28 protein-coding genes and 1 riboswitch are annotated in these 26,777 nt (G+C 71.0%); of the genes, 17 read left to right on the forward strand and 11 right to left on the reverse strand.

The window, feature by feature from the left end; genetic code table 11:
- The first annotated feature begins 90 nt into the window (after positions 1-90).
- From mqnE to ACN269_RS21405, 3 genes are read left to right on the forward strand one after another with little or no spacing between them, the layout of a single operon-like run.
- Positions 91-1,260 (forward strand): aminofutalosine synthase MqnE, encoded by a 1,170-nt coding sequence (gene mqnE / locus ACN269_RS21395; protein WP_421474082.1) that lies wholly within the window; start codon positions 91-93, stop codon positions 1,258-1,260.
- 23 nt (positions 1,261-1,283) lie between these two features.
- Positions 1,284-1,721: a hypothetical protein gene (locus ACN269_RS21400; RefSeq protein ID WP_421474083.1), complete on the forward strand. Its 438-nt coding sequence runs from the start codon at positions 1,284-1,286 to the stop codon at positions 1,719-1,721.
- A 38-nt stretch (positions 1,722-1,759) separates the two neighbouring features.
- On the forward strand, positions 1,760-2,065 hold the full coding sequence (locus tag ACN269_RS21405) for a DUF4229 domain-containing protein (RefSeq protein WP_421474084.1): 306 nt from the start codon (positions 1,760-1,762) through the stop codon (positions 2,063-2,065).
- Positions 2,066-2,189: 124 nt separating this feature from the next.
- Here the strand turns inward: ACN269_RS21405 and ACN269_RS21410 are convergent, their stop codons facing one another.
- Positions 2,190-3,527, reverse strand: coding sequence for a C39 family peptidase (locus tag ACN269_RS21410; RefSeq protein WP_421474085.1), 1,338 nt, complete (start codon positions 3,525-3,527; stop codon positions 2,190-2,192).
- A gap of 213 nt (positions 3,528-3,740) precedes the next feature.
- Between ACN269_RS21410 and ACN269_RS21415 the strand changes: the two genes are divergently transcribed.
- The 4 genes from ACN269_RS21415 (at position 3,741) to ACN269_RS21430 (ending at position 8,725) form a co-directional block, all read left to right on the forward strand.
- Entirely contained in the window at positions 3,741-5,618 is a 1,878-nt protein-coding gene (locus ACN269_RS21415) for a M14 family zinc carboxypeptidase (RefSeq protein WP_421474086.1), read from the forward strand.
- Positions 5,619-5,705: 87 nt separating this feature from the next.
- A riboswitch (cobalamin riboswitch) is annotated at positions 5,706-5,770 on the forward strand.
- Positions 5,771-5,881: 111 nt separating this feature from the next.
- Complete coding sequence (locus ACN269_RS21420) at positions 5,882-6,811, forward strand: ABC transporter substrate-binding protein (RefSeq protein ID WP_421474087.1); 930 nt, start codon at positions 5,882-5,884, stop codon at positions 6,809-6,811.
- A 31-nt stretch (positions 6,812-6,842) separates the two neighbouring features.
- Positions 6,843-7,940: a FecCD family ABC transporter permease gene (locus tag ACN269_RS21425; RefSeq protein ID WP_421476475.1), complete on the forward strand. Its 1,098-nt coding sequence runs from the start codon at positions 6,843-6,845 to the stop codon at positions 7,938-7,940.
- Complete coding sequence (locus ACN269_RS21430; protein WP_421474088.1) at positions 7,937-8,725, forward strand: ABC transporter ATP-binding protein; 789 nt, start codon at positions 7,937-7,939, stop codon at positions 8,723-8,725. Before ACN269_RS21425 ends, ACN269_RS21430 begins: the two co-directional genes overlap by 4 nt.
- A 19-nt stretch (positions 8,726-8,744) precedes the next feature.
- Here ACN269_RS21430 and ACN269_RS21435 read toward each other — a convergent pair whose 3' ends face one another.
- The 6 genes from ACN269_RS21435 to ACN269_RS21460 all read right to left on the reverse strand — a co-directional run bounded on the left by ACN269_RS21435 (position 8,745) and on the right by ACN269_RS21460 (position 14,460).
- On the reverse strand, positions 8,745-9,509 hold the full coding sequence (locus tag ACN269_RS21435; protein ID WP_421474089.1) for a VOC family protein: 765 nt from the start codon (positions 9,507-9,509) through the stop codon (positions 8,745-8,747).
- A gap of 94 nt (positions 9,510-9,603) precedes the next feature.
- On the reverse strand, positions 9,604-10,341 hold the full coding sequence (locus ACN269_RS21440) for an ABC transporter permease (RefSeq protein ID WP_421474090.1): 738 nt from the start codon (positions 10,339-10,341) through the stop codon (positions 9,604-9,606).
- A gap of 10 nt (positions 10,342-10,351) precedes the next feature.
- Entirely contained in the window at positions 10,352-11,275 is a 924-nt protein-coding gene (locus tag ACN269_RS21445) for an ABC transporter ATP-binding protein (protein ID WP_421474091.1), read from the reverse strand.
- Positions 11,272-11,598, reverse strand: a complete 327-nt coding sequence (locus ACN269_RS21450) for a winged helix-turn-helix domain-containing protein (protein WP_421474092.1) — start codon at positions 11,596-11,598, stop codon at positions 11,272-11,274. Before ACN269_RS21450 ends, ACN269_RS21445 begins: the two co-directional genes overlap by 4 nt.
- A complete protein-coding gene (locus ACN269_RS21455; protein WP_421474093.1) occupies positions 11,595-12,233 on the reverse strand; it encodes a transporter in 639 nt (212 codons plus the stop codon). The genes ACN269_RS21450 and ACN269_RS21455 overlap by 4 nt, the downstream gene beginning before the upstream one ends.
- Before the next feature lie 76 nt (positions 12,234-12,309).
- Positions 12,310-14,460, reverse strand: a complete 2,151-nt coding sequence (locus tag ACN269_RS21460; RefSeq protein WP_421474094.1) for a HelD family protein — start codon at positions 14,458-14,460, stop codon at positions 12,310-12,312.
- Positions 14,461-14,917: 457 nt separating this feature from the next.
- On the opposite strand from ACN269_RS21460, the gene ACN269_RS21465 reads away from it, so the two are divergent.
- The gene (locus ACN269_RS21465) at positions 14,918-15,769 is read left to right on the forward strand and encodes a menaquinone biosynthetic enzyme MqnA/MqnD family protein (RefSeq protein ID WP_421474095.1); all 852 of its coding nucleotides are present in this window, start codon (positions 14,918-14,920) and stop codon (positions 15,767-15,769) included.
- A gap of 81 nt (positions 15,770-15,850) precedes the next feature.
- On the opposite strand, the gene ACN269_RS21470 is transcribed toward ACN269_RS21465, so the two are convergent.
- Together ACN269_RS21470 and ACN269_RS21475 are read right to left on the reverse strand one after the other, a co-directional pair.
- On the reverse strand, positions 15,851-16,807 hold the full coding sequence (locus ACN269_RS21470; RefSeq protein WP_421474096.1) for a hypothetical protein: 957 nt from the start codon (positions 16,805-16,807) through the stop codon (positions 15,851-15,853).
- Positions 16,807-17,802 carry a hypothetical protein gene (locus ACN269_RS21475; RefSeq protein WP_421474097.1) on the reverse strand — a complete coding sequence of 332 codons (996 nt, stop codon included), beginning with the start codon at positions 17,800-17,802 and terminating at the stop codon, positions 16,807-16,809. Before ACN269_RS21475 ends, ACN269_RS21470 begins: the two co-directional genes overlap by 1 nt.
- A gap of 371 nt (positions 17,803-18,173) precedes the next feature.
- Here ACN269_RS21475 and paaA point away from each other — a divergent pair, with 371 nt between their 5' ends.
- Genes paaA through ACN269_RS21510 form a run of 7 tightly spaced genes read left to right on the forward strand, consistent with a single transcriptional unit; the run spans position 18,174 to position 22,559 of the window.
- The gene (gene paaA, locus ACN269_RS21480) at positions 18,174-19,253 is read left to right on the forward strand and encodes a 1,2-phenylacetyl-CoA epoxidase subunit PaaA (protein WP_421474098.1); all 1,080 of its coding nucleotides are present in this window, start codon (positions 18,174-18,176) and stop codon (positions 19,251-19,253) included.
- Entirely contained in the window at positions 19,250-19,537 is a 288-nt protein-coding gene (gene paaB / locus ACN269_RS21485; RefSeq protein WP_266248073.1) for a 1,2-phenylacetyl-CoA epoxidase subunit PaaB, read from the forward strand. The genes paaA and paaB overlap by 4 nt, the downstream gene beginning before the upstream one ends.
- A 58-nt stretch (positions 19,538-19,595) precedes the next feature.
- Positions 19,596-20,321, forward strand: coding sequence for a 1,2-phenylacetyl-CoA epoxidase subunit PaaC (paaC, locus tag ACN269_RS21490; protein WP_421474099.1), 726 nt, complete (start codon positions 19,596-19,598; stop codon positions 20,319-20,321).
- Complete coding sequence (paaD, locus tag ACN269_RS21495) at positions 20,318-20,824, forward strand: 1,2-phenylacetyl-CoA epoxidase subunit PaaD (protein ID WP_421474100.1); 507 nt, start codon at positions 20,318-20,320, stop codon at positions 20,822-20,824. The genes paaC and paaD overlap by 4 nt, the downstream gene beginning before the upstream one ends.
- Complete coding sequence (gene paaE, locus ACN269_RS21500) at positions 20,821-21,930, forward strand: 1,2-phenylacetyl-CoA epoxidase subunit PaaE (RefSeq protein WP_421474101.1); 1,110 nt, start codon at positions 20,821-20,823, stop codon at positions 21,928-21,930. The genes paaD and paaE overlap by 4 nt, the downstream gene beginning before the upstream one ends.
- A gap of 16 nt (positions 21,931-21,946) precedes the next feature.
- Complete coding sequence (locus tag ACN269_RS21505) at positions 21,947-22,357, forward strand: DUF5753 domain-containing protein (RefSeq protein ID WP_421474102.1); 411 nt, start codon at positions 21,947-21,949, stop codon at positions 22,355-22,357.
- 7 nt (positions 22,358-22,364) lie between these two features.
- Entirely contained in the window at positions 22,365-22,559 is a 195-nt protein-coding gene (locus tag ACN269_RS21510) for a DUF397 domain-containing protein (protein WP_421474103.1), read from the forward strand.
- A gap of 185 nt (positions 22,560-22,744) precedes the next feature.
- Here ACN269_RS21510 and ACN269_RS21515 read toward each other — a convergent pair whose 3' ends face one another.
- Entirely contained in the window at positions 22,745-23,272 is a 528-nt protein-coding gene (locus ACN269_RS21515; RefSeq protein ID WP_421474104.1) for a hypothetical protein, read from the reverse strand.
- A gap of 39 nt (positions 23,273-23,311) precedes the next feature.
- The gene (locus ACN269_RS21520; RefSeq protein ID WP_421474105.1) at positions 23,312-23,707 is read right to left on the reverse strand and encodes a hypothetical protein; all 396 of its coding nucleotides are present in this window, start codon (positions 23,705-23,707) and stop codon (positions 23,312-23,314) included.
- Positions 23,708-23,872: 165 nt separating this feature from the next.
- Here ACN269_RS21520 and mqnC point away from each other — a divergent pair, with 165 nt between their 5' ends.
- The gene (gene mqnC / locus ACN269_RS21525; RefSeq protein WP_421474106.1) at positions 23,873-25,063 is read left to right on the forward strand and encodes a cyclic dehypoxanthinyl futalosine synthase; all 1,191 of its coding nucleotides are present in this window, start codon (positions 23,873-23,875) and stop codon (positions 25,061-25,063) included.
- Between the two features lie 359 nt (positions 25,064-25,422).
- On the forward strand, positions 25,423-26,673 hold the full coding sequence (locus tag ACN269_RS21530) for an LPXTG cell wall anchor domain-containing protein (protein ID WP_421474107.1): 1,251 nt from the start codon (positions 25,423-25,425) through the stop codon (positions 26,671-26,673).
- Positions 26,674-26,777: the final 104 nt, after the last annotated feature.

Raw genomic sequence — 26,777 nt, forward strand, 5'->3', positions numbered from 1 at the left:
TGAAGCCGATCGCTGTCGCCGACCGTGCCGCCGGGCCCACCGGGGGGCCGACGTACCCTCGGGAAAGACCGCAGGTGGAAGGGACGTGCCATGGACGCCGGACTCAAGCGTGAGCTCGAAGCGAAGGTGTACGCCGGTGAGCGGCTGACCCGGGAGGATGGCGTCGCCCTCTACGAGAGCGACGACCTGACCTGGTTGGGGCGGCTGGCGCACCACCGGCGCACCGAGTTGAACGGTGAACGGGTGATGTTCAACGTCAACCGGCACCTCAACCTGACGAACGTCTGCTCGGCGTCCTGCGCGTACTGCTCGTTCCAGCGCAAGCCAGGCGAGAAGGACGCGTACACGATGCGCATCGACGAGGCGGTCCGCAAGGCCAAGGAGATGGAGGGTGAGCAGCTCACCGAGCTGCACATCGTCAACGGCCTGCACCCGACGCTGCCGTGGCGCTACTACCCGAAGGTGCTGCGTGAGCTGAAGGCGGCGCTGCCGAACGTCAAGCTCAAGTGCTTCACCGCGACCGAGGTGCAGTGGTTCGAGAAGATCAGCGGCCTGAGCGCCGACGAGATCCTCGACGAGCTGATGGACGCCGGGCTGGAGTCGCTGACCGGCGGTGGCGCGGAGATCTTCGACTGGGAGGTCCGCCAGCACATCGTCGACCACGAGTGCCACTGGGAGGACTGGTCGCGCATCCACGCCCTGGCGCACTCCAAGGGCATGAAGACCCCGGCGACCATGCTGTACGGCCACATCGAGGAGCCCCGGCACCGCGTCGACCACGTGCTGCGCCTGCGGGAGTTGCAGGACCAGACCGGCGGTTTCGCGGTCTTCATCCCGCTGCGCTACCAGCACGACTTCGTCGACTCGGCGGACGGCAAGATCCGTAACCGGATCCAGGCGCGGACCACGATGGCCTCGCCGGCCGAGTCGCTGAAGACGTTCGCGGTGTCCCGCCTGCTCTTCGACAACGTGCCGCACGTGAAGAACTTCTGGGTGATGCACGGCCTGTCGGTGGCCCAGCTCTCGCTGAACTTCGGCGTGGACGACCTGGACGGCTCGGTGGTCGAATACAAGATCACCCACGACGCCGACTCGTACGGCACCCCGAACACCATGCACCGCGAGGACCTGCTGAACCTGATCTGGGACGCCGGCTTCCAGCCGGTCGAGCGGGACACCCGCTACAACGTGGTCCGGGAGTACGACCGGGCGCCGTCGCTGGCCGAGCGCCGCGCCGAGCCGCAGCAGGTCTGGGCCTGAGACACCACGTACCCTCGCAGTCGATGACCGAGCAGCGCAGCGCCGAGCAGCAGGGCGGCTTTCCCCGACGGGACGCCGAGGGACGCGTGCGTACGCTGGGCGACCTGCTCGGGGTGTGCCTGGCCGGCCTGGTCATCGGTGTGCTGGCGCTCGTGCTGTTCGAGTGGGCGTTTGCCTCGTTCGGCGCCGGCGACTTCGGGCACACCAACGGTTGGCTGGCGGTGATCCTGCCGGCCTGGCTGTTCTGGGACGACTTCCGGGCCTGGGGGTTCGGTGCGGCCCGGGTGGTGGCGGCGCTCGTCGCGGCGGCGGTCGCGGTGTTCGTGGGGCTGCTGGTCGCCGGGCTGGGCGCGGGGTTGCCGCCGCTGCTGTCCGGCGCGTTGGCGGCGGCCGCGTTCACCGTGGCGTACGCGACGATCTGGTTCCCCGGAGTCCGTTGGCTGGCCCGCCGGACGGGCTGAATGACCCGCCCACCGGGCGTGGAGAAGGAGTGCATGAGGTGAGCGCGGCGCTCAAGTACACGCTGGGCCGGATCGGGCTGTTCGTCGCCGTACTGGCGGCGCTGTGGCTGGTCGACGTGGACATCTTCCTGAAGCTGATCCTGGCGCTGGCGTTCTCCGCCGCGCTCTCCTTCTTCCTGCTGCGCGGCTGGCGCGACGAGATGGCCCACGAGATGGCGGAGGCCACGGAACGGCGTAAGGCGGAGAAGAAGCGCCTCCGCGACGCCCTGGCCGGCGACGACGAACCCCCCACCACCCCTCCCACCCCTCCCACCCCTCCCACCCCCACCGACCCGCAGCGGTGATCATGAAGTTATTGCCTCGACACGCCGAGCGGCCGGGCAATAACTTCATGATCACCGGGAGTGGGCCGGGGGCGAGGGCCGCGGGAGTGGGTCGGGGGAGTGGGTCGGGGCGAGGGTCGGCCGGTTACCAGTTGGTGGAGCCGGGGACCTTGGGCCAGGGCTTGGACTCGGGCTTGATGAGGTAGGCGATGCCGCCGGAGCCTCCGGACACTCCGCCGCTGGCGTTGGTGCGCTTGGTGCGCAGCCAGATCTGCTCGAACTGGGTGCGCTTGTAGACGTTGCGGACGACGTCGTTGCTGGACGAGGCGGGGTCGTTGACGATCACGTCGCCGTCGGCGGTGAAGCCGACCACCACGAAGAGGTGCCCGGACGTTCCGTAGTTCGCCCCGTCCAGCTCACTGGCGAGGAAGGACTGGCTGGTCACGACGGGGATGCCGGCGGCGATGAAACGCTCCAGCTCGTCCAGTGAGTGCAGCCGGGTGACCCGCCCCTCCAGACCGGGGAAGCTGGCCGCGTACGCGGTGTTGAACGGCCAGTTGCCCGCGCCGTCGTACGCGTAGTCGAAGGTCATCCGGGCGGCGTGGTTGACCGTCGGGTCGGGGTAGGTCGGGTCCACCCAGGACGTGTCGGCCGCCGACGGCTTGCGGCCCCAGTACTCGACGACCATCTCGGTGGAGGTGGGCGAGCACCAGGCCTCGCCGCCGCCGTCGTACTCGGGGTAGTGCCCCTTGTGCACGTTCTGCGAGTAGCGCGGCACGGGCAGTTCGACGCCCCAGGCGATGTGTCCGGCACTGGGCGGCACGGTGAACCGGTCCGGCACGGTGGAGCTCATCGCGCCGAGCATCCGTACCACCGGGGCGGCGGTCTGCCCGGGCGTCCGGTAGAGGGTCAGCCGGAGCTGGTACGACCGCAGCAGCACCCCGGCGTCGGCGTCGTCGATGCTGAAGGTGTCGGTCCAGATCGTCGACCAGGGGTCACCCTGCCCGTCGACGCTGGTCCGCTTGATGTCGGTGTCGCCGGAGGCCCAGCGGCCCAGGACGTACCACGGGGTCTGGTCGCCGTTGGTGTAGCCGCCCTGCATCTCCACCTGGATCCAGGTGCCGGCGGGGGTCTCCGCGTTCCAGGAGGCGATCAGCTCGGTGGCGTCGAACCCGATCCGGGTGACCGGCGAGGTCCAGGTGCCGTACTCCCAGGTGCGGGTGGTGCCGGTGTGTGGGTCGGCGTACTCGGTGGTGCCGGTCGGGCGGCCCAGCGTGACGCCCGCGCGGGGGCCGGGCACGACGCGCGTGCCGGCCTGGCTGCCCCGGTGCCAGTCGGCGGGCCCGGACCAGTCCTGGAAGGTGATCTGCTCGTCGTGGGCGGGTGCGGGCGGACGGGCCGCCGCGGCGGGGGCCGCGGTGGCGAGCAGGGTGAGCGCGCTGACGCCGGCGAGGGCGGCCGCGTGCAGGCGGGTGAGGGCCATGGGCGCTCCACGGGTGTCGAGTGGGGGCATCGTCGCTGGTCAGTTTTCCGCTTGGAGGGAAGTTTCGCCAGATGTTCGGTGGCAGAAAATCATTGCCGCAGCGATGGTCAACCTGGGATGGAATTCGAAGCGATCGATATTGATATGACCATGTGACTGGTGGTGAAGTGTGCATCACCGAGCGGGATCTTCCGCCCTTCGAGGAGGTAGTCCATGGCCCTCCGCCCACCTCACTCTCTCCGCCGCGTCCTGGTGCTCGCCGTCGTCACCGGGCTGGGAATCGTCACCGTCGCCGCCGGACCGGTCGCCGCCGAGCCGGCGCCGGACCGCACCGCCGAGTCGGCCGCCGCCGGCTACCGGGTACTCGGGCCCCGGACCTTCGCCGACCGCAACGCGGTGGCCCGCACCGGGGCCGCCATCGACTACTCCGAGCACGGCGTCCTGCATGTCTCGGCCACCGCCGCGGAGGCCGCTGCGATCGGCAAGCTGGGCTTCCGGCTCGAACCGCTCGCCCCGCCACCGAGCGCCGAGCGCGGCGCGGGTGAGGTGGGCACGCTGGCGTTCCCGCCCGCCGACTCCAACTACCACGACTACGCGGAACTGACCGCCGTCGTGAACCAGGCCGTCGCCGACCATCCGGCCATCGCCCGCAAGATCAGCATTGGTACGTCGTACGAGGGCCGCGACCTGATGGCCGTGAAGATCTCCGACAACGTCGGCACCGACGAGAACGAACCGGAGATCCTGTTCAACGCACAGCAGCACGCCCGCGAGCACCTGACCGTCGAGATGGCGATCTACCTGCTCAACCTCTTCACCGACAGCTACGGCAGCGACTCCCGGATCACCAACATCGTCAACAGCCGGGAGATCTGGATCGTGCCGACGGTCAACCCGGACGGCAGCGAGTACGACATCGCCACCGGGTCGTACCGGTCCTGGCGCAAGAACCGCCAACCGAACAGCGGCTCGTCGAACGTCGGCACCGACCTGAACCGCAACTGGTCCTACCAGTGGGGCTGCTGCGGTGGGTCGTCCGGCACCACCTCGTCGGAGACGTACCGTGGGCCGTCGGCGTTCTCCGCGCCGGAGACACAGGCGCTGCGTAACTTCGTCAACAGCCGGGTCGTCGGTGGCGTCCAGCAGATCAAGGCGAACATCGACTTCCACACGTACTCGCAACTGGTGCTGTGGCCCTTCGGCTACACCACCGCGAACAACCCGTCCGGGATGAGCGCGGACCAGTACAACACCTTCGCCACCATCGGTCAGCAGATGGCGGCCACCAACAGCTACACGCCGGAGCAGTCCAGCGACCTCTACATCGCCGACGGCACCAGCATCGACTGGATGTGGGCCACCCACGGCATCTGGGCGTACACCTTCGAGATGTACCCGGGCTCCTCCGGCGGTGGCGGCTTCTACCCGCCCGACGAGGTGATCCCCGCGCAGACCACCCGTAACCGCGAGGCCGTGCTGATGCTCAGCGAGTACGCCGACTGCCCGTACCGGGCCATCGGCAAGCAGTCGCAGTACTGCGGCGGCGGTGGGGGCACCACGGTCTGGTCGGACACCTTCGAGACCGCCACCGGCTGGACGATCAACCCGTCCGGCACCGACACCGCGACGCTCGGGGCGTTCGAGGTGGGCGCGGCCCAGGCGACCACCTCCTCCGGCGCGAAGCAGCTCACCCCGTACGCCGGCTCGAACGACCTGGTCACCGGCCGGCTCGCCGGTTCGGCGGCCGGTGACTACGACGTCGACGGCGGCGTGACCAGCGCCCGGTCCCCGGCGGTGACCCTGCCGTCGTCCGGCACGCTGACGCTCTCGCTCGCCTGGTACCTGGCCCACGGCTCGAACGCCTCGTCGGCCGACTACCTGCGGGTCAGCGTGGTGCACAACGGCGGCACCACCGCGCTGCTCACCCAGGCCGGCGCGGCCAGCAACCGGAACGGAAGCTGGGCGGTGGCCAGCCTCAACCTCAGCCCGTACGCCGGGCAGTCCGTCCGCATCCTCGTCGAGGCGGCGGACGCCTCCGGCGCGAGCCTGGTAGAGGCGGCTGTGGACAACGTCACCATTACCGCCTCCTGAGCGGGTGGGGCCCCGTACCGCCCCTGCGGGGCCCCACCACCTGCTCCCGGGCCTGCGCTACCGTCTTAGCGACCACTCCGCAGCGAAGCCGGTGTGAAACCGGCGCTGTCCCGCAACTGTGATGCCCCGCCCGACGGTGGGGACGAGCCAGGTCGCCTGCGGCGGGGTCGCGACACGCGCTCTCGAGGAAGGGCGCCTCGTGGGCGGGCGTACCGAAGTCCTGTCGGCGAAGCACCACACTCCTCGACCGACGGGAGGCCCCCATGTTCAGACGTACCCCTCGGCTCTTCGCCGCGACCCTCGCGGTCGCCGCGCTGGCCCTCGGCGCCTGCGCCGAGAAGACCGACGACAAGCCGGCCGCCGGCACCGCGGCCGCCAACTACCCGGTGACGGTCGGCCCGCTCACCCTCGACAAGCGGCCCGAGAAGATCGTCTCGTTGTCGCCCAGCGCCACCGAGATGCTCTTCGCGATCGGCGCCGGCTCGCAGGTGAGCGCCGTCGACGACCAGTCCAACTACCCGGCCGACGCGCCCAAGACCGACCTGTCCGGCTTCCAGCCGAACGCCGAGGCGATCGCCGGCAAGAACCCGGACCTGGTGGTGCTCTCCAACGACACCAACAAGATCGTCGACCAGCTCGGCAAGCTGAAGATCCCGGTGTACCTGACCCCGGCGGCGACCACGCTCGACGACTCGTACCAGCAGATCACCGACCTGGGCACCCTGACCGGGCATGCCGACCAGGCCGCCGACGTCGCCAAGCGGATGAAGGACGACATCGCCAAGCTGGTCAAGGACCTGCCGCAGCGCGCCGAGAAGCTCACCTACTACCACGAGCTGGGCCCGGAGCTGTACAGCGCGACCAGCAAGACCTTCATCGGCTCGATCTACAGTCTGGTGGGCTTGACCAACATCGCCGACCCGGCCGACGCCGACGGCAAGAACGGCGGCTACCCGCAGCTGTCCCAGGAGGTCATCGTCAAGGCCGACCCGGACTTCGTCTTCCTGGCCGACTCCAAGTGCTGCCAGCAGAACGCCGACTCGGTCAAGGCCCGCAGCGGCTGGGCCGGGCTCACCGCCGTGAAGAACAACCAGGTCGTCACGCTCGACGACGACATCGCCTCCCGCTGGGGCCCGCGCGTCGTCGACCTCCTCCGGACGATCATCGACGCGGTCGCCAAGGTGCCCGCGTGACCGTGGTCCGGCTGTGACCGGAACGTCGCAGATGACCGCCGAAGCACCCACCACCCGGCCGGCCGGTACGCCCCGCGCGTCCCGGCCCGCCGGGCTGCGGACGCGCTGGCTGGTCATCGGTGTCCTCGCGGTGCTCGTCGCGCTCGTCGCCGGGGTGTCGCTCGGACCGGTCAGCCTGCCCCCGGGCAGCGTCGCGGCCGAACTGCTCAACCTGATCCCCGGCATGCACCTCGACAGCGGACTGACCGAGCGGGAAATCGCCATCGTCACCGAACTGCGGCTGCCCAGGGTCGTGCTGGGCCTGCTCGTCGGCGGTCTGCTCGCCCTCGCCGGTGGCTGCTACCAGGGCGTCTTCCGCAACCCGCTGGCCGACCCGTTCCTGCTCGGCGTGGCCGCCGGAGCGGGACTCGCGGTCACCGCCGTGATCGCCCTCGGCGGCGTCGGTCGCCAGGGCGCGATCTCCGGGCTGCCGTTGACCATCCCGCTGGCCGCGTTCGTCGGCTCGCTGGTCGCCGTGACGATGACCTACCTGCTCGGGGCGGCCGGCGGGCGGGGTCGGTCCCCGGCGATGCTGATCCTGGCCGGGGTCGCCGTCTCCACGTTCCTCTCCGCCGGGCAGACCTACCTGCTGCAACGGCACTCCGACAGCATCCAGCCGGTCTACTCCTGGCTGCTCGGTCGGCTGGCCACCGCCGGCTGGCACGACGTGCTGCTCGTGTTGCCGTACGCCGCGGTGACCACGGTCGTGGTGCTGCTGCACCGCCGTGAGCTGGACGTCCTCGCGCTCGGTGACGACGAGGCGACGAGCCTCGGCCTGCACCCGCAACGCTCCCGCTACCTGCTGATCGCCGCCGCGTCCCTGGGCACCGCCGCCGCGGTCTCGGCGACCGGCCTCATCGGCTTCGTCGGCATCATCGTGCCGCACACCGTCCGGCTGCTCGCCGGATCGAGCTACCGGGTGATCCTGCCGCTGTCGCTGCTGTTCGGCGCGGCGTTCCTGGCCCTGACCGACGTGGTCGCCCGGACCGCCGCCGCCCCGGCCGAGGTGCCGATCGGCGTGGTGACCGCCCTGCTCGGCGGCCCGTTCTTCGTCCTCGTGCTGCGCACCGCCCGCCGGGTGCTCACGTGAGCGCGGGTGCGCCGGCCGTCGAGGTCCGCGCGCTGCACGTCAGCCTGGACCGCACGCCGATCCTCACCGGCGTCGACCTCACCGTCGCCGTCGGCGAGTGGGTCACCGTGATCGGCCCGAACGGCGCGGGCAAGTCCACCCTGTTGCGCGCCGTCGGCGGCCTGCTGCCCGCGCCGGACGCCATCTCCCTCTTCGGTACGCCGACCGGTGCGCTGCACCGTCGCGAACGCGCCCGGGTGGTGGCGACGGTGACGCAGTCCCCGGTGGTGCCGCCCGGCATGTCGGTCCTGGACTACGTGCTGCTGGGGCGTACCCCGTACATCCCGCCGCTCGGTCGCGAGTCGACCGCCGACGTGGCCGCCGTCCACGACGTGCTGGACCGCCTCGACCTCACCCGGTTCCACCGCCGCGAGCTGGCCACCCTGTCCGGGGGAGAGCGGCAGCGGGTCTTCCTGGCCCGGGCGCTCGCCCAGGGCGCGACGCTGCTGCTGCTCGACGAGCCGACCAGCGCGTTGGACATCGGCCACCAGCAGGAGGTCCTGGAGCTGGTCGACCAGTTGCGTCGGGCACATGGCCTGACGGTGCTCGCCACCATGCACGACCTCTCCCTCGCGGGTGAGTACGCCGACCGCATGGTGATGCTCGCCGAGGGGCGGGTGGTGGCGACCGGTACGCCGCACGAGGTGTTGACCGAGCACCTCCTCGCCACCCACTACCGGGCGAGCGTCCGGGTCGTCCCCGGCACCAACGGCCCTCTGGTGGTCCCCGTCCGCCCTGGTGCGTGACCCGGGCGGCGGGCGGCGGTCAGGGACCCAGGTCGATGACCGAGAAGAGGGCGCCCTGGGGGTCGCGCAGGGCGGCGAACCGGCCGGTCGGGATGTCGCGGGGCGGCACCAGGATCGTCCCGCCCAGTTCGGCGGCGCGCGCGGCGGCGGCGTCCGCGTCGGCGACCGCGAAGTACACCGTCCAGTAGGCGGGCAGGTCGGCCGGGTAGCCGTCGCCCAGCGGCGGCATCATCCCGGCGACGATCCGCGCGCCGAGCCGCCACCCGGTGTAGGTCATGCCGCCGACGGGTTGCTCGTCCGGCTGCCAACCGAACACCAGCTCGTAGAAGGCCTTCGCGCCCTCCGGGTCGGGCGTGACCAGTTCGTTCCAGCTCATCGCGCCGGGCACGTTGAACACTTCGGCCCCGGGCATCGCCAGCGGCTGCCAGACGCTGAACGTCGCGCCCGCCGGGTCGGAGAACACGGCCATCCAGCCCCGGTCGAAGACCTCGAACGGCGGTACGACGACCTGCCCGCCGGCCCGTTCGACCCGGCCGGCGGCCAGTGCCGCGTCGTCGGTGGCGATGTACGTCGACCAGATCGGCACCTGGTCCTCGATGGCGGGCGGGCCGACGCCGGCCACCGGCCTGCCGTCGAGCAGGAAGATCGTGTAGCCACCCGCCTCGGGCTCCGGCGTCACCCGTCCGGTCCAGCCGAACAGTTCGGGGTAGAAGCGCCGCGCGTCGGTCAGGTCCGGGGTGGCCAGATCGGCCCAGCACGGCGTACCCGGCGGGACGGTGCTCACGTCAAGACCCCTCTCGGCCGGCGGCCCCGGGCGGGCCCCCTGCGGGAATCCTGGCACCGTCCCGCTGTGGCACGGGGCGGAAACGGACGAATCGTCAGCTGAACCGGCGACCCTCGTCCCGCCGGTACGCCCAGGCGGCGAGCGCGGCGAGCAGCACCACCCAGACCCCGAGCATGACCAACGACAGCGGTTCGACCCGGTAGCCGCCGACTGCCCACCACATCAGTTCGGCCGCGCCCCGGGTGGGCAGGAACGGCGCTATCGTCTCGATGAAGCCGGGCGCGTCGCCCGGTGCGGAGAGCAGCCCGCCGCCGAACGCGAGCGGCAGGAAGACGACCTGCGCCACCACGATCGCCGCCTTGCTGGGCAGCGAGTAGCCGATGGCGAGGCCCATCAGCGTGAACGGCACCGAGATGACGGCCACGACGAGCGCGGTCAACAGGAACGCCGCCGCGGTGACCCGGGCCGGGGTGAGCGTCGCGCCGATCACCACGACCGGAATCAGCGACAGGTACGTGAGCGCGAGGCCGGCCAGCACCCGGCCCGCGAACCGGGGCGCGGGCCCGGCCGGCAGGGTCCGGGTGTACGGGTTCCACGGCTGGTCGCGGTCCTCGGCGACGCCGACGCCGTACTGGAAGATGTTGGCGCTCATCACCGAGAAGGTGATCATCGAGGCGGTGGCGAAGGTGGCGCCGACCGGATCGTCCCCGGTGAACGGCACCACGAAGAAGATCATGGCGGCGGCGGGGAAGAAGGCGCTGCCGAAGACGGCCACCGGAATTCGGATGATCTCCAGAAGCTGGTAGCGGGCGTGGACCAGGGCGAGCTGCACGTGCGCCTCCTCAGACGGCGGTGGGTTGGCCGCTGGCGGTGGCAGCGGGTGAGGCCTGTTCCGGTGTTTCCGTCCCCCCGGTGAGGGCGAGGAACGCCTCCTCCAGCGAGGTTGGCCGGACCTCCAGGTCGGCGAAGGTGGCCCCGGAGCGGACCAGCGCGCGGACCAGCTCGTCGGCGTCGCTGGTGAGCAGGTGCAGGCGCCCGTCGACCCGTTCGGCGCGGACGACACCGGGTAGCTCGGGCAGCTCGTCGGTGACCAGGCTGACCCGCCGTACGCCGACGATGCCGCGTACGGCGTCCACGGTGTCGTCGGCGAGCACCCGACCCTGCCCGATCACCACCACGCGGCGGGCGAGCGCCTCCACCTCCTCCAGGTAGTGGCTGCTCAACAGCACCGTCCCGCCGTCCTCGTGGAAGGCGCGGATGGCGTCCCACAGGGTGTGCCGGGCGGTGACGTCCAGGCCGGTGGTCGGCTCGTCGAGCAGGACGAGTCGGGGCCGGCCGACGAAGGCCAGCGCCACGGCCAGCCGGCGACGCTGGCCGCCGGAGAGCCCGCCGGTCTGCCGCCGGGCGAGGTCGCCCAGACCGAACCGGTCCAGCAGTTCACCCCGGGGGACCGGGTCGGGGTAGTGGGCCGAGACGAAGTCGACGACCTCGCCCACCCGCAGCGTGCCCGGCAGGCCGGTCTCCTGCGGGGTGACGCCGATCTGCCGCCGGGCTGCCGGGTCACGCGGGTCGCGGCCGTTCAACTCGACCCGGCCGGAGCTGGGTCGGCGCAGCCCGACCAGCAGGTTCATCAGGGTGCTCTTGCCGGCGCCGTTCGGGCCGAGCAGGCCGACCAGTTCGCCGGCCCGGACCTCCAGGTCGACGCGGTCGAGGGCGAGGACGTCGCCGTACCGGCGGCTGACCTGGTCGGCGCGGGCGAGGGTCATGGCTGCTCCTTCGACGGGGTGGAGCCGAGTGAGGTGGGGTCGAGCAGGGCGCGGATGGCTTCGGTGTACTCCTCGAACGCCAGCCGGCCGCGCCGGCTGAGCCGGATCAGGGTGGCCGGCGTCCGTCCACGGTGGGTCTTGTTGATCTCGACGTACCCGGCGTCCTCCAGCTTGCGGAGGTGGACGGAGAGGTTGCCGGCGGTCATCGCGAGCAGGTCCTGAAGTCGGGGAAAGGTGACCCGGTCGCCGTCGTTGAGCGCGGAGAGCGCGGCGACCACCCGCAGCCGTGCCTGGGCGTGGATGACCGGGTCGAGGTCGGTCACGAACGTCCCCGCTGGCGCAGTCGGGCGATCGTCCCGGCGACCAGGATCCCGACGCCGCCGGCCACCGAGACGACCAGCGGGTGCCAACCCGGCCCGGCGATCGCGCCCACCACGTTGATGACGCTGATCCAGACGCCGAGCCGGAACAGGTCTCGGTCCAGCCAGATCGCGCCGCCGGCCATGTGCAGCGCGCCGGTCAGCCCGACGGCCGCAGCCGACCACAGTAGACCGGCCAGGTCGTACGGCAGGTGCTCGGACACCCGGCCGACCGCCGCGTACACGCTCACCGAGCCCAGCGCCCAGGCGCACCCGTACCAGCGGCCGCGCACCGCCGAGTCGCCGGTCACCTGCCCGTACGCCCTGCCCATCGCCACCGCCTGGATCGCTCCGGCGGCGATGAGCAGGGCGAAGAGCACGGTCAGCGGCAGCCAGTCGGGCAGGGCGACCAGCACCCGACCGCCCGGGGAGAAGCGCAGGAAGAACAGCCCGAAGCCGATCAGCCAGGCCACGCCCCACGGCCAGTAGAGCAGCCGTGCGTCGGGCTGTAGGCGACGGACGGTGGCCGCGCGCTGGTCGTCGATCAGCCGGAGAGCGCTGGCGGCGTCGGAGGGTGGCAGGTCGTCTTCAGGGGCCATGCAAACTACTTTACGGCGCAAAGTCAAGCCGGTGTGTCCCGTGGACTGCCTGGTTGCCGACACACGGCAGGCGGGCCTACAGCGGTACCGGCGTGAGCGGTGTGGCCTGCGGCGCGGTCAGCAGCGGCGCGGGCAGCGGTTCGGTGTGCAGCACCGACAACCGGGACACCGCGCGGGTGAGCACCACGTACAGCCGGTGCAGCCCGCGCGGCTCGGCCGCGACGATCGCGGCCGGCTCGACCACCACCACGTGGTCGTACTCCAGGCCCTTGACCAGCGTCGCGGGCACCACCGTGACCCGCTGGGCGGCCGTGACGTCGTCGGCGGTCGCGCTGGCCACGCCCGCGGCGGCGAGCGCCGCGCGCAGCCCGTCGACCGCGTCGTCCGCGGCGATCACGCCGACCGACCCGTCGTGCGCGAGCGCCGCGCGCACCTCGGCCACCGTGGCGGCGGTCAGATCGGCCACGGTACGCACCTCCAGGCCGCCGTCGTGCCGCAGCGACTCCGCCGGGGGTACGTCCACCGCGAGCGCCGGCAGCAGCAGGTTGGCGAAGGCCACCACCGCTGCGGGCACCCGGAAGCCGACCGTCAGCGGGACCACCACGGCGTCCGGCTTGCCCAGGTGCCGCAGGGACTCCCTCCAGTCGGTGGCCGCCCACGGCGTGGTGCCCTGCGCGAGGTCGCCGAGGAGCGTGATCGAACCGTGCTCACTGCGCCGGGCGATGGCCCGGCACTGCATCGGCGACAGGTCCTGCGCCTCGTCCACCACCACGTGCCCGAACCCGGAAGGCCGCTCCAACAGCCCGGCCGCCTCGTCGACGAGCACGGCGTCCGCGGCGGTCCAGCGGGTGGCCTTCGGGGTACGCGCCGGCTTCGCCCAGACCAGCAACTCCTGCTCGGCGTCGCTGAGGAGCCCGTCCGCAGCGGCGGCCAGTCGGGCCGGGTCGGCGAACAGGCCGTGCACCAGACCTTCCGGGGTGAGCGCCGGCCACACCGCGTCCAGGAAGTCCACCACCGGCCGGCACCGACCCATCCGGCGCAGCCACGCGTCGCTGGGCGACTCGGCCCGCCGTGCCTCGGCCTGCCGTTGCAGCAGACTCACCACCCGCGCCCGAACCCGCTCCCGACCGGTGCCGTACGGCAGCTCCTCCCGGCGGGTCTCCTCGACGATCCGGTGCAGCGGCTCCAGCCCGATCCGCCACCGGAACGAGCCGTCGGAGACGGTGATCGGGTCGGTCGGCGTACCGATCTGTGCCTGCACCGCCCGGCGCAGCACGGTCGCCATCCGCGCGTCGTGCTTCAGCGCGGCGGCCGCCGACGTCTCCACCGCGCGGACCGGCACCCGCGAGATCAGCTCCTCCACGGTGGCCTGCTCGACCTCGACCTCGCCGAGGGCCGGCAGCACCGCCGCGATGTACGACAGGAACGCCCGGTTCGGCCCCACGATCAGCACACCCGCCCGCCGCAACCGCTCCCGGTGCAGGTAGAGCAGGTACGCGGCCCGGTGCAGGCCGACGGCCGTCTTCCCCGTGCCCGGTGCCCCCTGCACGCAGATCGAGTCGGCCAGGTCGGCCCGGACCAGCTCGTCCTGCTCCGGCTGGATGGTGGCGACGATGTCCCGCATCGGCCCCACGCGCGGTCGCTCGATCTCGGCCGCGAGGATCCGGCTCGCCGTACCCAGCTCCTCGCCCCGGTCCAGCCGCTCGTCCTCGAAACTCGTCAACACCCCGTTGCTGAACCCGAACCGCCGCCGCACCGCGACACCCTGCGGGTCGCGAGCGCTGGCCCGGTAGAACGAGCGGGAGACCGGCGCCCGCCAGTCCAGTACCAGCGGCTCACCGAGCTCGTCGGTGACGTGCCGCCGCCCCACGTGATACCGCCGACCAGCATGCTCGCCTGCGCTGCCGCTTGGGCTGCTGTTGGTCGGGCTGCTGGTGGCCTGCGTCAGGCCGCTCGCGGTGTCCTCGTCCGGTGCTTGTCCGCCGAATTCGAGGCGGCCGAAGAACAGCGGGGTGGTGGGGTCGTCGGCCAGTTCGGCGACCCGGCGGGCGAGTGTGCGGCCCAGGGTTTCCGCCGCGTAGGAGTCGCCGGCGACCTGGTCACCGGTGGAGAAGAGGGCTTCGGCCCGCTCCCGCATCCGGCGCAGGGCCGCGCGCGAGGCGGCCAGGTGGGCTCGTTCGGACGCGAGGTCGGTGTCGAGATCCGTGTCGAGGTCAGGTGCGGGCATGCTGACGTCCCATCGTTCACATCTGCTGCTCGCTCGCGTTTCCGGGGGCGGATGGCCGACCTCCCGGCGCGACGACGTCCGTTCCGGTGCAGCTCACCTCGGCCGTCAAGCGGGCTGCAACCCTACGCTCTTCTCGCCACCCCTTCCACCGAATTACCGAGCCAACCACCCGGACGAGTCGGCGCGCCGTCCAGGCCTGAATTCGTCGAGAGAGCGGTTTGCCAGGTCGGCATGATCGACACGAGTTCACCGATATCGCGGTGTCAACCGGCCCCGGACACCCCGACTTCAGCGAAGTCGAGTCGATCACCGCCCGGCTACGCCGGTTGCGGGCCAGCGGGCCGGCGGGCCGGCGGGCCGGCGGTGGAGCGCGGCGATCGGGTGGGTCGGGTGCGGGGTTGGCCACTACGAGCCGGCCCGACGGGCTGGATCCCGAGGCCGGGGATACGGTCGGGTCATGGTTGAGCGCGTCGCACGCCCGCGGGTCGGGCACATCCAGTTCCTGAACTGCCTGCCGATCTACTGGGGCCTGATGCGCTCGGGCAGCCTGCTCGACGTCGACCTGCACAAGGACTCGCCGGATCGGCTGAGCGCGGCGCTGGTGGCCGGCGACCTCGACATCGGTCCGATCACCCTGATGGAGTACCTGAAGCACACCGACGAGCTGCTCCTCCTGCCGGACCTGGCGGTGGGCAGCGACGGGCCGGTGCTCTCGGTCAACATGGTCTCCACCCGGCCACTCGCCGAGCTGGACGGTGCGCGCGTGGCGCTCGGCTCGACGTCGCGGACCGGGGTGATGCTGGCGCAGTTGCTGCTCACCGAGCGGTACGGGGTACGGCCCGAGTACTTCCGCTGCCCTCCGGACCTGACCCAGATGCTGCTGGAGGCCGACGCCGGGGTCCTGATCGGGGACGTGGCGCTGCGGGCGTACCACGAGGCGCCGTTGCGGGGCCTCACGGTGACCGACCTCGGGCAGGCCTGGCGGGACTGGAGCGGGCTGCCGATGGTCTTCGCCGTCTGGGCGGTCCGCCGCGACTTCGCGGCCGCGCACCCGGGCCTGGTCAAGGAGGTGCACGAGGCGTTCCTGCGCTCGCGGGACCTCTGCCTCTCCGAGCTGGACCAGGTCGCCGAGGCAGCGGCACGGTGGGAGACGTTCGACGCCGCGACGCTGGCCACGTACTTCCGGACCCTGGACTTCTCGCTGGGCGAGCGGCAGGTCGCCGGGCTGCGGGAGTTCGCCCGGCGCGTCGCCGCACTCGGCGAGGTCCCGGCCCTGCCCGCCGACGGCCCGGAGTTCTTCGCTGGTTGATCAGCGCCGCTGCGCCGCGAAATGGACGGAGCGCCGCTCTGACGGACAGAGCGGCGCTCGGGACGCGGAAGGACGGTCGCGTCAGATGCCGGGGCGCAGCAGCGCCTCGGTGATCTTCTGGCAGTTCTTCATGCCGTACTCGTAGCCCATGTCGATCGGATACCGGACCATCACGCCCATCGTCCAGGTGTCGCCGATGGCCAGGCAGTTGATGTGCATCTCCTGCTCGGCGGTCCGGTCGATCCACCCGTTCTTGATGGCGATCTGCTTCTGCTGCGCGGGCGGGAACGCCTTGCGGATGCCGAAGTCGCCGGCACCCCGGACCAGCTTCATCTCGTTGAGGAGCCACTTGGTCCACTTCGGCCCGGCGGCGGTGCCGGTGGCGATGCAGTTGCCCAGTCGCGCGGTGTCACGGGGGGAGAGCGCCGTACGGGACCAACCCTTGTCCGGGGCGACGCCGCTGTCGGTCAGCTTGCACATGGAGAGCAGCCGCCGGATCGAGGCGTCCCGGCCGACCGAGTTGTAGAACTGCTCGGCCCGCGTGTTGTCGCTGTCCCGGATGATGCGGGTGGCGTCGGCGAGCTTCGCGTCGCTCGGTGTCTGACCGGTCTCGGCGGCGCGGCGCAGGTAGTCGGCGACGATCCAGGACTTGATCAGCGAGGCGGTGGTGCTGGTCTCGCCCATGTTCTTCGAACCGATGATCTGCCCGGTCCGGCGGTCGAGAACGCTCCAGGAGTACCAGCCCTCGATGTCGAGGTCGAGGTTCTTGGCCTGGAACGGCAGCGGCGCCAGCGACGGGCTGGGGCTCGGCGGGGCCGGCTGGCGGGCGCTGCGGTCGGTGGCCGCGTCGGTGGACCGGCCGCTGCTCGTCGTCTCGGAGTCACCCCACTTGGCGGCGGCGGCCGACTCGAACGGCGACCCGGGCAGCAGGCGCAGGGAGACCAGTACCAGCCCGATGAGGATGACCGCGACGGCGATCAGGCGCAGTGGCGAAGTCTCCCCTTCGCCGCGTCGATCGGCCCGCCGGTTCCCGGCCATCAGAGCTTCCCGACCGGCTGCTGCGGCACCTTGAGCGCGGCGCCGGGCTGCGGGGTGACCAGTTGGGTGGCGACGCTGGCGCAGACCTGCGCGCCGTAGTCCAGCCCCTGCTTGACCGGGTAGCGCAGCATCACCGCGAGACTCCACTTTCCGTTGACCGCGAGGCAGTTGACGTGCCAGTTTCCGTCGTAGGAGAGCGGAGTCCAGCCGTTCTTCATGCTGACCGGCCCCTGTGCGGTGATCGACTTGGGCAGGCCGTCGATGATCCCCCAGCGGCCACCACCGGAGCTGGCCCGCTGGTCCTTCTTCGCGGTCGTGCCGCGGACCTTGCTCATCTGGTCCAGCACCCACTTGGTCCACTTCGGGCCCGCAGCCCTGCCGTCGGCGATGCAGTCGCCGACGCGGGCGGCGTCGCGGGGGGACATCCGGGTGAAACTCCAGTAGCCGGTGTAGGGCTCGACGTTGCCGCGCTTGGTGTCGGTCAGACCGCAGATCCTGATCGCTCGCTGGATCACCGGATCGGGGGTGGCGCTCTTCGACGGTTTGTACGATCCGCCCGCCGCAGCGTGGACCTTGTCAGCCGCGCCGTCGTTGCTGTCGATGATGGCGAGGCTGGCCGCCTGCTTGAGCGCGGGCGGCGGCTCCCTGTCCTTGAGCTGGCGCAGGTAGTCCGAGACGATCCACGCCTTGATCATCGATTCGGTGGAGCTGGTCGCGCTCATGTTCGACGATCCGGAGATCTTGCCGGTTCCCCGGTCGAGCAGCGCCCACGAGAAGAAGTCGCCCTTGAAGGCCACCGAGACGCGGCCTGCGGCCAGCGTGGGGGGTGGCGGCGGGGCCGGCGCGGGCGCGGGCGCGGCGACGCTGCTGGTGGTGCCACCACCGCCGCCTCCGCCAGCGTCGCTGGACAGTCGGGCGTACGCGGTGGGGACCAGTAGAACGCCACCGAGGATCACCGCCACGACGGCGAGCACCATGGTCACGCGAGATCGCATGAGTTGGGTGAGCTCCAGATGTCAGGGCCGGGGGGACCGGCTTCGTTGTCCGGGGCGACCGGTGCGTGCGCCGAGGCCGGGGGAGGTGGCCTCTGTGAAGCCGGCGTGGGGGCAGCCGATCGTGTGACCGGCAGAAGTCTACGTCCGGACGGGCCGATCGCCAGAGGTCGACACCAGGCAACGTGCGAAATCGGGAGAAAATCCCGGAACTTTGTGGCTTATGGGAGGTTTGACCTGCTTCTCGTGATCCAGGTCATAACCGCCGATGTCGCGGTGGGTAGCGGAGATCTGCCCATCAGTGACGCAACGTCACTCCGGTTTCCTGTTACACCCCCTAGTGCATTCGGGCGCAAGCTGTAACACTTGTCCTCATGTATGGCAACGACTTCTCCGCCCCCGGCGACGCACCGGACGACGCGCCCGGCGCGGGCCTGCTCGGCGAGGTCGAAGCGGCCGAGGCCGAGCTGCGCGCCGCCGCCGCTCGTGAACGTCGCGGCGGCCCGGCGCCGGACGAGGATCTGGCGGCCTACTTCACCGAGGTGGTCGACGCGGAGCAGAAGATCGAGCCGCGCGACTGGATGCCCGAGGCGTACCGGCGGACGCTGATCCGGCAGATCGCCCAGCACGCCCACTCCGAGATCATCGGCATGCAGCCCGAGGGCAACTGGATCAGTCGGGCGCCCTCGCTCAAGCGCAAGGCGATCCTGCTGGCCAAGGTGCAGGACGAGGCGGGTCACGGCCTCTACCTCTACGCCGCCGCCGAGACCCTCGGCATCAGCCGCGACGAACTGGTCCAGCTGCTGCTCGACGGCCGGCAGAAGTACAGCTCGATCTTCAACTACCCCACCCTGAGCTGGGCCGACGTGGGCGCGATCGGCTGGCTGGTGGACGGCGCGGCAATCGTCAACCAGGTGCCTCTGTGCCGGTGCTCCTACGGGCCGTACGCCCGGGCGATGATCCGGGTCTGCAAGGAGGAGTCGTTCCACCAGCGCCAGGGGTACGAGATCCTGCACACCCTCGCGCACGGCACCCCGGCGCAACAGGCCATGGCCCAGGACGCGGTCGACCGCTGGTGGTACCCGTCGCTGGCGATGTTCGGTCCGCCGGACGGCGACTCCACCCACTCCGCCCAGTCGATGGCCTGGAAGATCAAGCGCTTCTCGAACGACGACCTGCGGCAGCGCTTCGTCGACATGTGCGTCGGGCAGGCCGAGGTCCTCGGGCTGCGCATTCCCGACGACGACCTGCGCTGGAACGAGGAGCGGCAGGCGTACGACTACAGCCAGCCGGACTACGACGAGCTGATGCGGGTCATCAAGGGCGACGGTCCGTGCAACCGCGAGCGGATGGCGCACCGCCGGGCCGCCCACGCCGACGGCGCATGGGTACGCGAGGCCGCCGCGGCGTACGCCGCCAAGCGCGCCGACACGAGGGAGAAGGTGGCCGCGTGAGCAACGAACACTCGCCTCTGTGGGAGGTCTTCGTCCGGGCGCGGCGGGGCCTGTCGCACACGCACGTCGGCAGCCTGCACGCCCCGGACGCCGAGCTGGCCCTGCGCAACGCCCGTGACCTCTACACCCGCCGCCAGGAGGGCGTGTCGATCTGGGTGGTGCCGGCGGGCGCGATCACCGCGTCCAGCCCGGACGAGAAGGACGCCTTCTTCGACCCGGCCGCCGACAAGGTCTACCGCCATCCCACGTTCTACGAGGTGCCGGACGGGGTGGCACACCTGTGAGCCAGCGGAGCGAGCGAACCAGCCAGCCCAGCAACGCCGGGCGGAGCGAGGTGGCGGCGTGAACGGGCCCTTCGCGTTCACTCTCGGCCTGGGTGACGACGCGCTGGTGGCGGCGCAGCGGCTGGCCGAGTGGGCGACCCGCGCGCCGGAGATGGAAGAGGACATCGCGCTCGCCAACATCGCCCTCGACCAGCTCGGCGCGGCCCGCCTGCTGCTGTCGTACGCGGGCGAGCTGGAAGCCGCCGGTCGGGACGAGGACGCGCTCGCGTACCTGCGCGACGACCGCGAGTTCCGCAACGTGCTCCTGGTCGAGCTGCCCAACGGCGACTTCGCGGTGACCATGGCGAAGCTGTTCTTCCTGGCGGCGTACCAGGTGCCGCTCTACACCGCCCTCGCCGGCTGCGCGGACGAGCGGCTGGCCGCGATCGGCGCGAAGGCGCGCAAGGAGTCCGCGTACCACCTGGACCACGGCGCGCTGTGGCTGAAGCGGCTCGGTGACGGCACCGAGGAGTCGCACCGCCGGATGCAGGACGCCGTGGACCACGTCTGGCCGTACACCCACGAGCTGTTCGGGGCGGACCCGGCGGCGCCGGTCGACCCGGCGGGCCTGCGGTCGGCGTTCGACGAGGTCGTCGGTCCGGTGCTGGCCGAGGCGACGCTCACCCCGCCGGAGCGCGGCTGGGCGCCGACCGGCGGGCGGGCCGGCGTGCACACCGAGCACCTGTCCTACCTGCTGGCCGAGATGCAGGTGCTGCACCGCGCACATCCGGGTGCGCAGTGGTGAGCGCGGGAGCCACCGCACAGCGGACCGGGACCGACGCGTGGACGGCGGCGGCGAGCGTGGTCGACCCGGAGATCCGGGTGATCACCATCGACGAGCTGGGGATCCTGCGCGCGGTCGAGGACGATCCGGTCACCGGTCGGGTCGTCGTCACCATCACCCCGACGTACACCGGCTGCCCGGCGATGGACGTGATCCGGGCCGACGTGCGACGCGCCCTGACGGCGGCCGGATATCCGGACGTCGAGGTGCGGATGGTCTACAGCCCGGCGTGGAGCACCGACTGGATCTCCGACGCCGGTCGGGCGAAGCTCGCCGCCGCCGGGATCGCCCCGCCCGCCCCGGCGTCCGCCCCGGGCGTGGTGGCGCTGACCCTCGCGGTCCGCTGCCCGCGCTGCGGCTCGCCGGAGACCGAACAGGTGAGCCGGTTCGGCTCGACCGCGTGCAAGGCGTTGTGGCGCTGCCGCTCCTGCTCCGAACCCTTCGACCACCTGAAGGCGCTGTGACAGTCACCATCACCCGGCCGGTCCGTCGCCGGCCGGCCTTCCACCCGCTGTCGGTCGCGGCCGTCGACCGGCTCACCGACGACTCGGTGGCGGTCACCTTCGCCGTACCCGAGGAGTTGCGGGAGACCTTCGCGTTCCGCGCGGGCCAGCACCTCACCGTGCGGCGGGTGACCGACGACGGCGAGGACGTGCGCCGGTCGTACTCCATCTGCTCCACCCCCGACGACCTGGCCCGGCGCGGCCGGCTGCGGATCGGGGTGCGGGAGGTTCCCGGCGGCGCCTTCTCGGCCTTCGCGTGCGGCGCGCTGCGCGGCGGCGACACGGTCGAGGTGCTGCCCCCGCTGGGTGCCTTCACCACGGCGTTCGCGCCGGACCGGGTCCGCCACTACGGGGCGGTCGTCGCCGGCTCCGGGATCACGCCGGTGCTCGGGCTGGTCGCGACGGCGCTGGCCGTCGAACCGGCCAGCACCTTCACCCTGGTGTACGGCAACCGCACGGCGAACACCGTGATGTTCGCCGAGGAGTTGGCCGACCTGAAGGACCGTTTCCCGTCCCGGCTGCACCTGGTGCACGTGCTGTCCCGGGAGCAGGGCGAGTCGCCGTTGCTCTCCGGACGGATCGACGCCGAACGGTTGGCACGCCTGCTGGGCACCATCGTTCCGGGCGAGCTGATCGAGGAATGGTTCCTCTGCGGCCCGTACGGCATGGTGGTCGACGCCCGGGAGGTGCTGACCGCGCGCGGGCTGCCCGAGTCGGCGGTGCACACCGAGCTGTTCCACGTCGACGCGCCGCCGGAGCCGGTGGCGCGGCCCACCGGGCAGCCGGGCGTCGGTACGGACGTCACCATCGTGCTCGACGGCCGATCGTCGAGCTTCACGATGGGCCGTGAGGAGCGGGTGCTGGACGCGGCGCTGAAGGTGCGTGGCGAGCTGCCGTACGCCTGCAAGGGCGGTGTCTGCTCGACCTGTAAGGCGAAGGTCGTCGACGGGTCGGTCACGATGGCCCGCAACTACGCCCTGGAGCCGGACGAGGTGGCCGCCGGCTACGTGCTGACCTGCCAGTCCAGCCCGACCACCGACAAGCTCACGGTCGACTACGACGCCTGACGAGGCGCAGGGGCGGGTGGCGGCCCGGTTGGGCCGGCAGGCAATTCTCACCCGCGCCACGCCGCCGACGTTGCACGCTCTGCTCGACGAGATGGTGTTGCGCCGGGTGCTCGGCGGCCCCCGGGTGATGGCCCGTCAACTTCGACACCTGATCCATGCCGCGGAACGGCCCAACGTGACCTTGCAGGTGGTGCCGCTGGCGGTCGGCGGACACACCGGGCTGGACGGGTCGTTCGCGCTCTTCGACTTTCCCCGCAACCGATCGGTGGTCTACCTGGACCACAAGTTGACCGGGCTGTTCCTGGAGGAGCCGCCGCAGGTGGCGCACTTCCGGCGGGAGGCAGATAGGCTGGCCGAGGTGGCGCTGAGCCCCGTCGAATCGGTGGAGTTCGTTGCGCGCGTCGCAACGGAGCACGAGCGAGAGTGAGCCCTCGATGATCACTCCGGAGCTGTCCGGCGCGACCTGGCGCAAGTCCAGCCGCAGCGGCACCAACGCCAACTGCGTCGAGGTCGCCGAGTTGACCCACGCGATCGCCGTACGCGACTCGAAGGACCAGGCTGGTCCGGTCTTGGCCTTCGAGCGTGCAGCTTGGGCCCGATTCGTTTGTCGCATGCCGTCGGAGCGCTAACCCGGATGACCCGTCACGGACAGGAGAGGCTGAGGGTGGGCGTGAGAGACGGAATTGGTCAATTCCTTGTCCGGAAGCTCCGGACAGAGGTAGCCTGCAACTGCCAGGGGCAGTAGCTCTTTGGAAGTGGACCCGGCAGCCTTCCGGACGGTGGGTGAGCCGGGTTTCGCGTTTCCCGGTCCTGGTCAAACCTGCCGCGCCTCCGTGACGACGCGCTGCACGGACGTCTTCCACCGTCCGCCCTTGGCCCAGCACCAGGCCAGTGCGTCGGGAATGGCCAGCAAGCACTCCTCGTGGGCTCTCAGTTGGTCGTAACGCAGGTTGTTGGACGTTCCCGACTTTCTCACCTGCTCGAAGAGCAGACGCCGGTCGGCTTGGAATGTCGAATCATCGCGCTCCAGGACGAGACGTGTCGCGCTGATCTTCGCTGCGTGCTGCACGAGCTCGACGAGGCATGCTTCGCGGGCCGCCCTTGGATCGTGGTGTCTCTTCGCGTCGAAGATAACCGCGTGGGCGGACAGTTTGACGACGGCAGCGATTATTTGCCGGCGCCGGTCGTCTTTCTCCTTGTGAAAGTGGATGCGGCGCTGGCCGGGCAGGATCAGGTCGCGAATGGTCCGGCGGGCAGCGGTCAGGTCCGCCGGGAGCACGACCACAGCCGCGACGAGAAGCCCTCGCTCCTTTGTCTCGTCCACGAAGACGTGCGCATTCATGGCGCGTGCACCCTTCCTGTGGTGGTCGCTGACCCTGGCCTACGCGTTGAGGATGTCTCGGATCCGATCCAGTCTCTGCTGCGGTGTCAGCGTTGCCGGGTTTTTGGTGCCGATGGCGTCGAGTTCTGCGCGTACATCGCAGTCGTCGGGCTGAAGCACGGCATCGATCACTCGCGCCCGCGACCCGCCATCCCGAACGTAAATCCAGACCGTCTGCCACTGGCGCGGCTCGGTGTTGAGTTCGGCAGTGAGCCGCTCTGGAGGGAAGAAGCCGAGGCCAGTAGCTCTAAGCGTCTCAGCGATCTCCGCGAGGACCCAGCGGCCGAGCTTTCGGTAGCCCAACTCGTCCCGTAACTCGCCCAGAGTTGCTTGCGTTAGTCCGCCGTCGGCTCGACAGCGGGCAGCGATGCCCGGAGCGGTGTCCGTGTCGCTCATATCGCGCCTCCTTGACCTCGGCAATATCTTCGGGGTTGAAACATAAGAAGTCAACGGTCTCTCAACATCATATTTCGATCTTGAAAATATGATGGAACTCGGTTGGGGTCACATCGGCGTCCCCAGCTCGGCGAGGTGAGTCGTCGCCGACGTAGGCTCGATGACGTGACGGTGAGCCGGGAGATCGACGACATCCTGCAGCGTGGCGCGGACGGCGGGCGGATCACGCCCGAGGAGGCCCTGCTGCTCTACACCGAGGCGCCCTTCCACGCGTTGGGCGAGGCGGCGGACGCGGTGCGCCGGCGGCGCTATCCGGACAACGTCGTCACCTACCTGATCGATCGCAACATCAACTACACGAACGTCTGTGTGACGGCGTGCAAGTTCTGCGCGTTCTACCGCGCGCCGAAGCACGCCGAGGGGTGGACGCACCCGACGGAGGAGATCCTGCGTCGCTGCGGCGAGGCGGTCGAGCTGGGCGCGACCCAGGTGATGCTCCAGGGCGGGCACCACCCGGACTACGGCGTCGAGTACTACGAGGAGCTGTTCTCCTCGGTCAAGCAGGCGTACCCGCAGCTCGCCATCCACTCGATCGGGCCGAGCGAGATCCTGCACATGGCCAAGGTCTCCGGCGTCAGCCTGGACGAGGCCATCGCCCGGATCAAGGCCGCCGGTCTGGACTCGATCGCCGGCGCCGGTGCGGAGATGCTGCCCGAGCGTCCGCGCAAGGCCATCGCCCCGCTCAAGGAGTCGGGTGAGCGTTGGCTGGAGGTCATGGAGCTGGCTCACCGGCAGGGTGTCGAGTCGACCGCGACCATGATGATGGGCACCGGTGAGACGCACGCCGAGCGGATCGAGCACCTGCGGATGATCCGCGACGTGCAGGACCGTACGGGCGGGTTCCGGTCGTTCATCCCGTGGACGTACCAGCCGGAGAACAACCACCTCAAGGGCCGTACGCAGGCGACCACGCTGGAGTACCTGCGGCTGGTCGCGGTGGCCCGGCTCTTCTTCGAGACCGTGCCGCACCTCCAGGCGTCCTGGCTGACCACCGGCAAGGACGTCGGGCAGCTCGCTCTGCACATGGGCGTGGACGACCTCGGCTCGATCATGCTGGAGGAGAACGTGATCTCCTCTGCCGGCGCCCGGCACCGCTCCAACCTGCACGAGCTGATCGGCATGATCCGCTCCGCGGACCGCATCCCGGCGCAGCGCGACACCCTCTACAACCGGCTGGCGGTGCACCACACGCCGGCCGACGACCCGACCGACGAGCGGGTGGTCTCGCACTTCTCCTCGATCGCGCTGCCCGGCGGCGGCGCGGGCCGGTCGCTGCCGCTGGTGGAGGTCAACTGAGGCCCGTCGCGGTCCGGCCGTTCGGCTGAGCGGGGATCCTGCTTCCGCTTGCGTCCGCTCGGCGGTACGGGTCCTCCCGGTGGGCTCGGCGGTGCATAGCCCGGCGTGGGTCTGGTGGAGATGATCGCCGACGGATAGCGTGCGGCCGTCCGTCTGAGGCGCGTCCTCCATCGGCCCATGAGGGTCGTTCACATAACGCACGGCGGTACGGGCGGGATGGGTGACCATCCCGCCCGATCCGTGTGTCGGGTCCGGACCGGACGGTTGAAAACCGGCCGCCACGCTGGCGCGGGAGATCGACCTCGGATAACGTCCGCTCGTTCCGCAACCATTCCTTCTTCCCTACCCCCGGGGGACTGATGACAGCGTTCCACCGCTCGGCCCTGGTACGTGCCGGCGTCGTGGCCCTGCTCGCGGCCGGTGGCGTGGCCACCGTCGCCGCCCCGGCGCAGGCCGCCGATCAGGCCGACCTGGCCCTGGTGCCGCTCAGCTACGAGCTGGCGCAGGGCGTCAAGGCGGCCAAGGCGAAGCCGTTCAAGTTCCAGGTCGACAACACCCGGAGCACGGTCGACGCCAAGGACGTCCAGGTCACCGTGGAGACGAAGGGCCTGAAGAACCGCAAGGTCGGCGTCATCGCGCCGGACGGCTGCGACCTCAAGGGCACGACCTTCACCTGCCTGCTCGGCGATCTGGCCGCCGGCACCACCGAGGACTTCGGTATTCCGATCTTCTCGACCGGCGGTCGCGGCGACGCCGGCACGCTGGTGGTCAGCATCAGCTCGGCCACCGCCGACCCCAACCTGCGGGACAACACGGTGCGGCACGACATCACCGTCGCCAAGCCCGGTTACGACCTGACCACCTGGGTGCAGGACGTCTACGCCGACGTGACGGTGGACGGCGACGAGGCGGGCGAGTCCGGCCTCAAGCCGGTCAAGCGGGGCGACACCGCGCCGCTGGACTGGGCGGTCTACAACGACGGCAGCAAGAAGGCGACCGGCGTGGCGTACGGGATCACGCTGCCGGCCGGCGTCACCTTCGCCAAGCTGCCCGACGGCTGCGTGGAGCAGCCGCTCGGCGGGTTCGCCAACGCCTACTGCGAGGACAGTGGCGTCGTGCTGAAGCCCGGGCAGTTCTACACGGCCGACGTCCAGGTGAAGGTCGGCGAGGACGTGACCGAGTCGGTGCTCCGGCCCGGGTTCGTCTGGGCCGCCGGTCTCGAGGCCGCCCAGGGCAGCCCCGAGGAGGAGCCGCGGGAAGCCTCCGGCGCGCAACGCCGGGCGTTCACCGAGACCGACGAGGTGGACAACACGGCGCAGTTCGACGTGTTCGTCGACCTCAGCGCGCAGCCGACCCCGACGCCGACCGTCACGCCGACGCCGACCGCCACGCCGACTCCGGGTGGCACGACGACGCCGGGCACGAGCACGTCGCCGACCGCGGGCGGCGGTGGCTCCGGCGGCGGTGGGCTGCCGGTGACCGGTGTGCAGGCCGGCCTGATCGGTGGCATCGGTGGTCTGATCCTGCTCGCCGGTGGGGCGCTGCTGGTGCTCTCCCGCCGACGCAAGGTCGTCATGGTCGCCCCCGGCGACGAGACGTCGAACGACTGACACCAGGCACGACGAGAGGGCGGGGTGGGCGACCATCCCGCCCTCTCGCGTGTCGACGGACGCCGGACGCTCGGGGTACGCGGACCCAGCGGCCGACGGCTCGC

This window comes from Micromonospora sp. WMMD736 (genome assembly GCF_049179015.1).
Lineage (GTDB): Bacteria > Actinomycetota > Actinomycetes > Mycobacteriales > Micromonosporaceae > Micromonospora.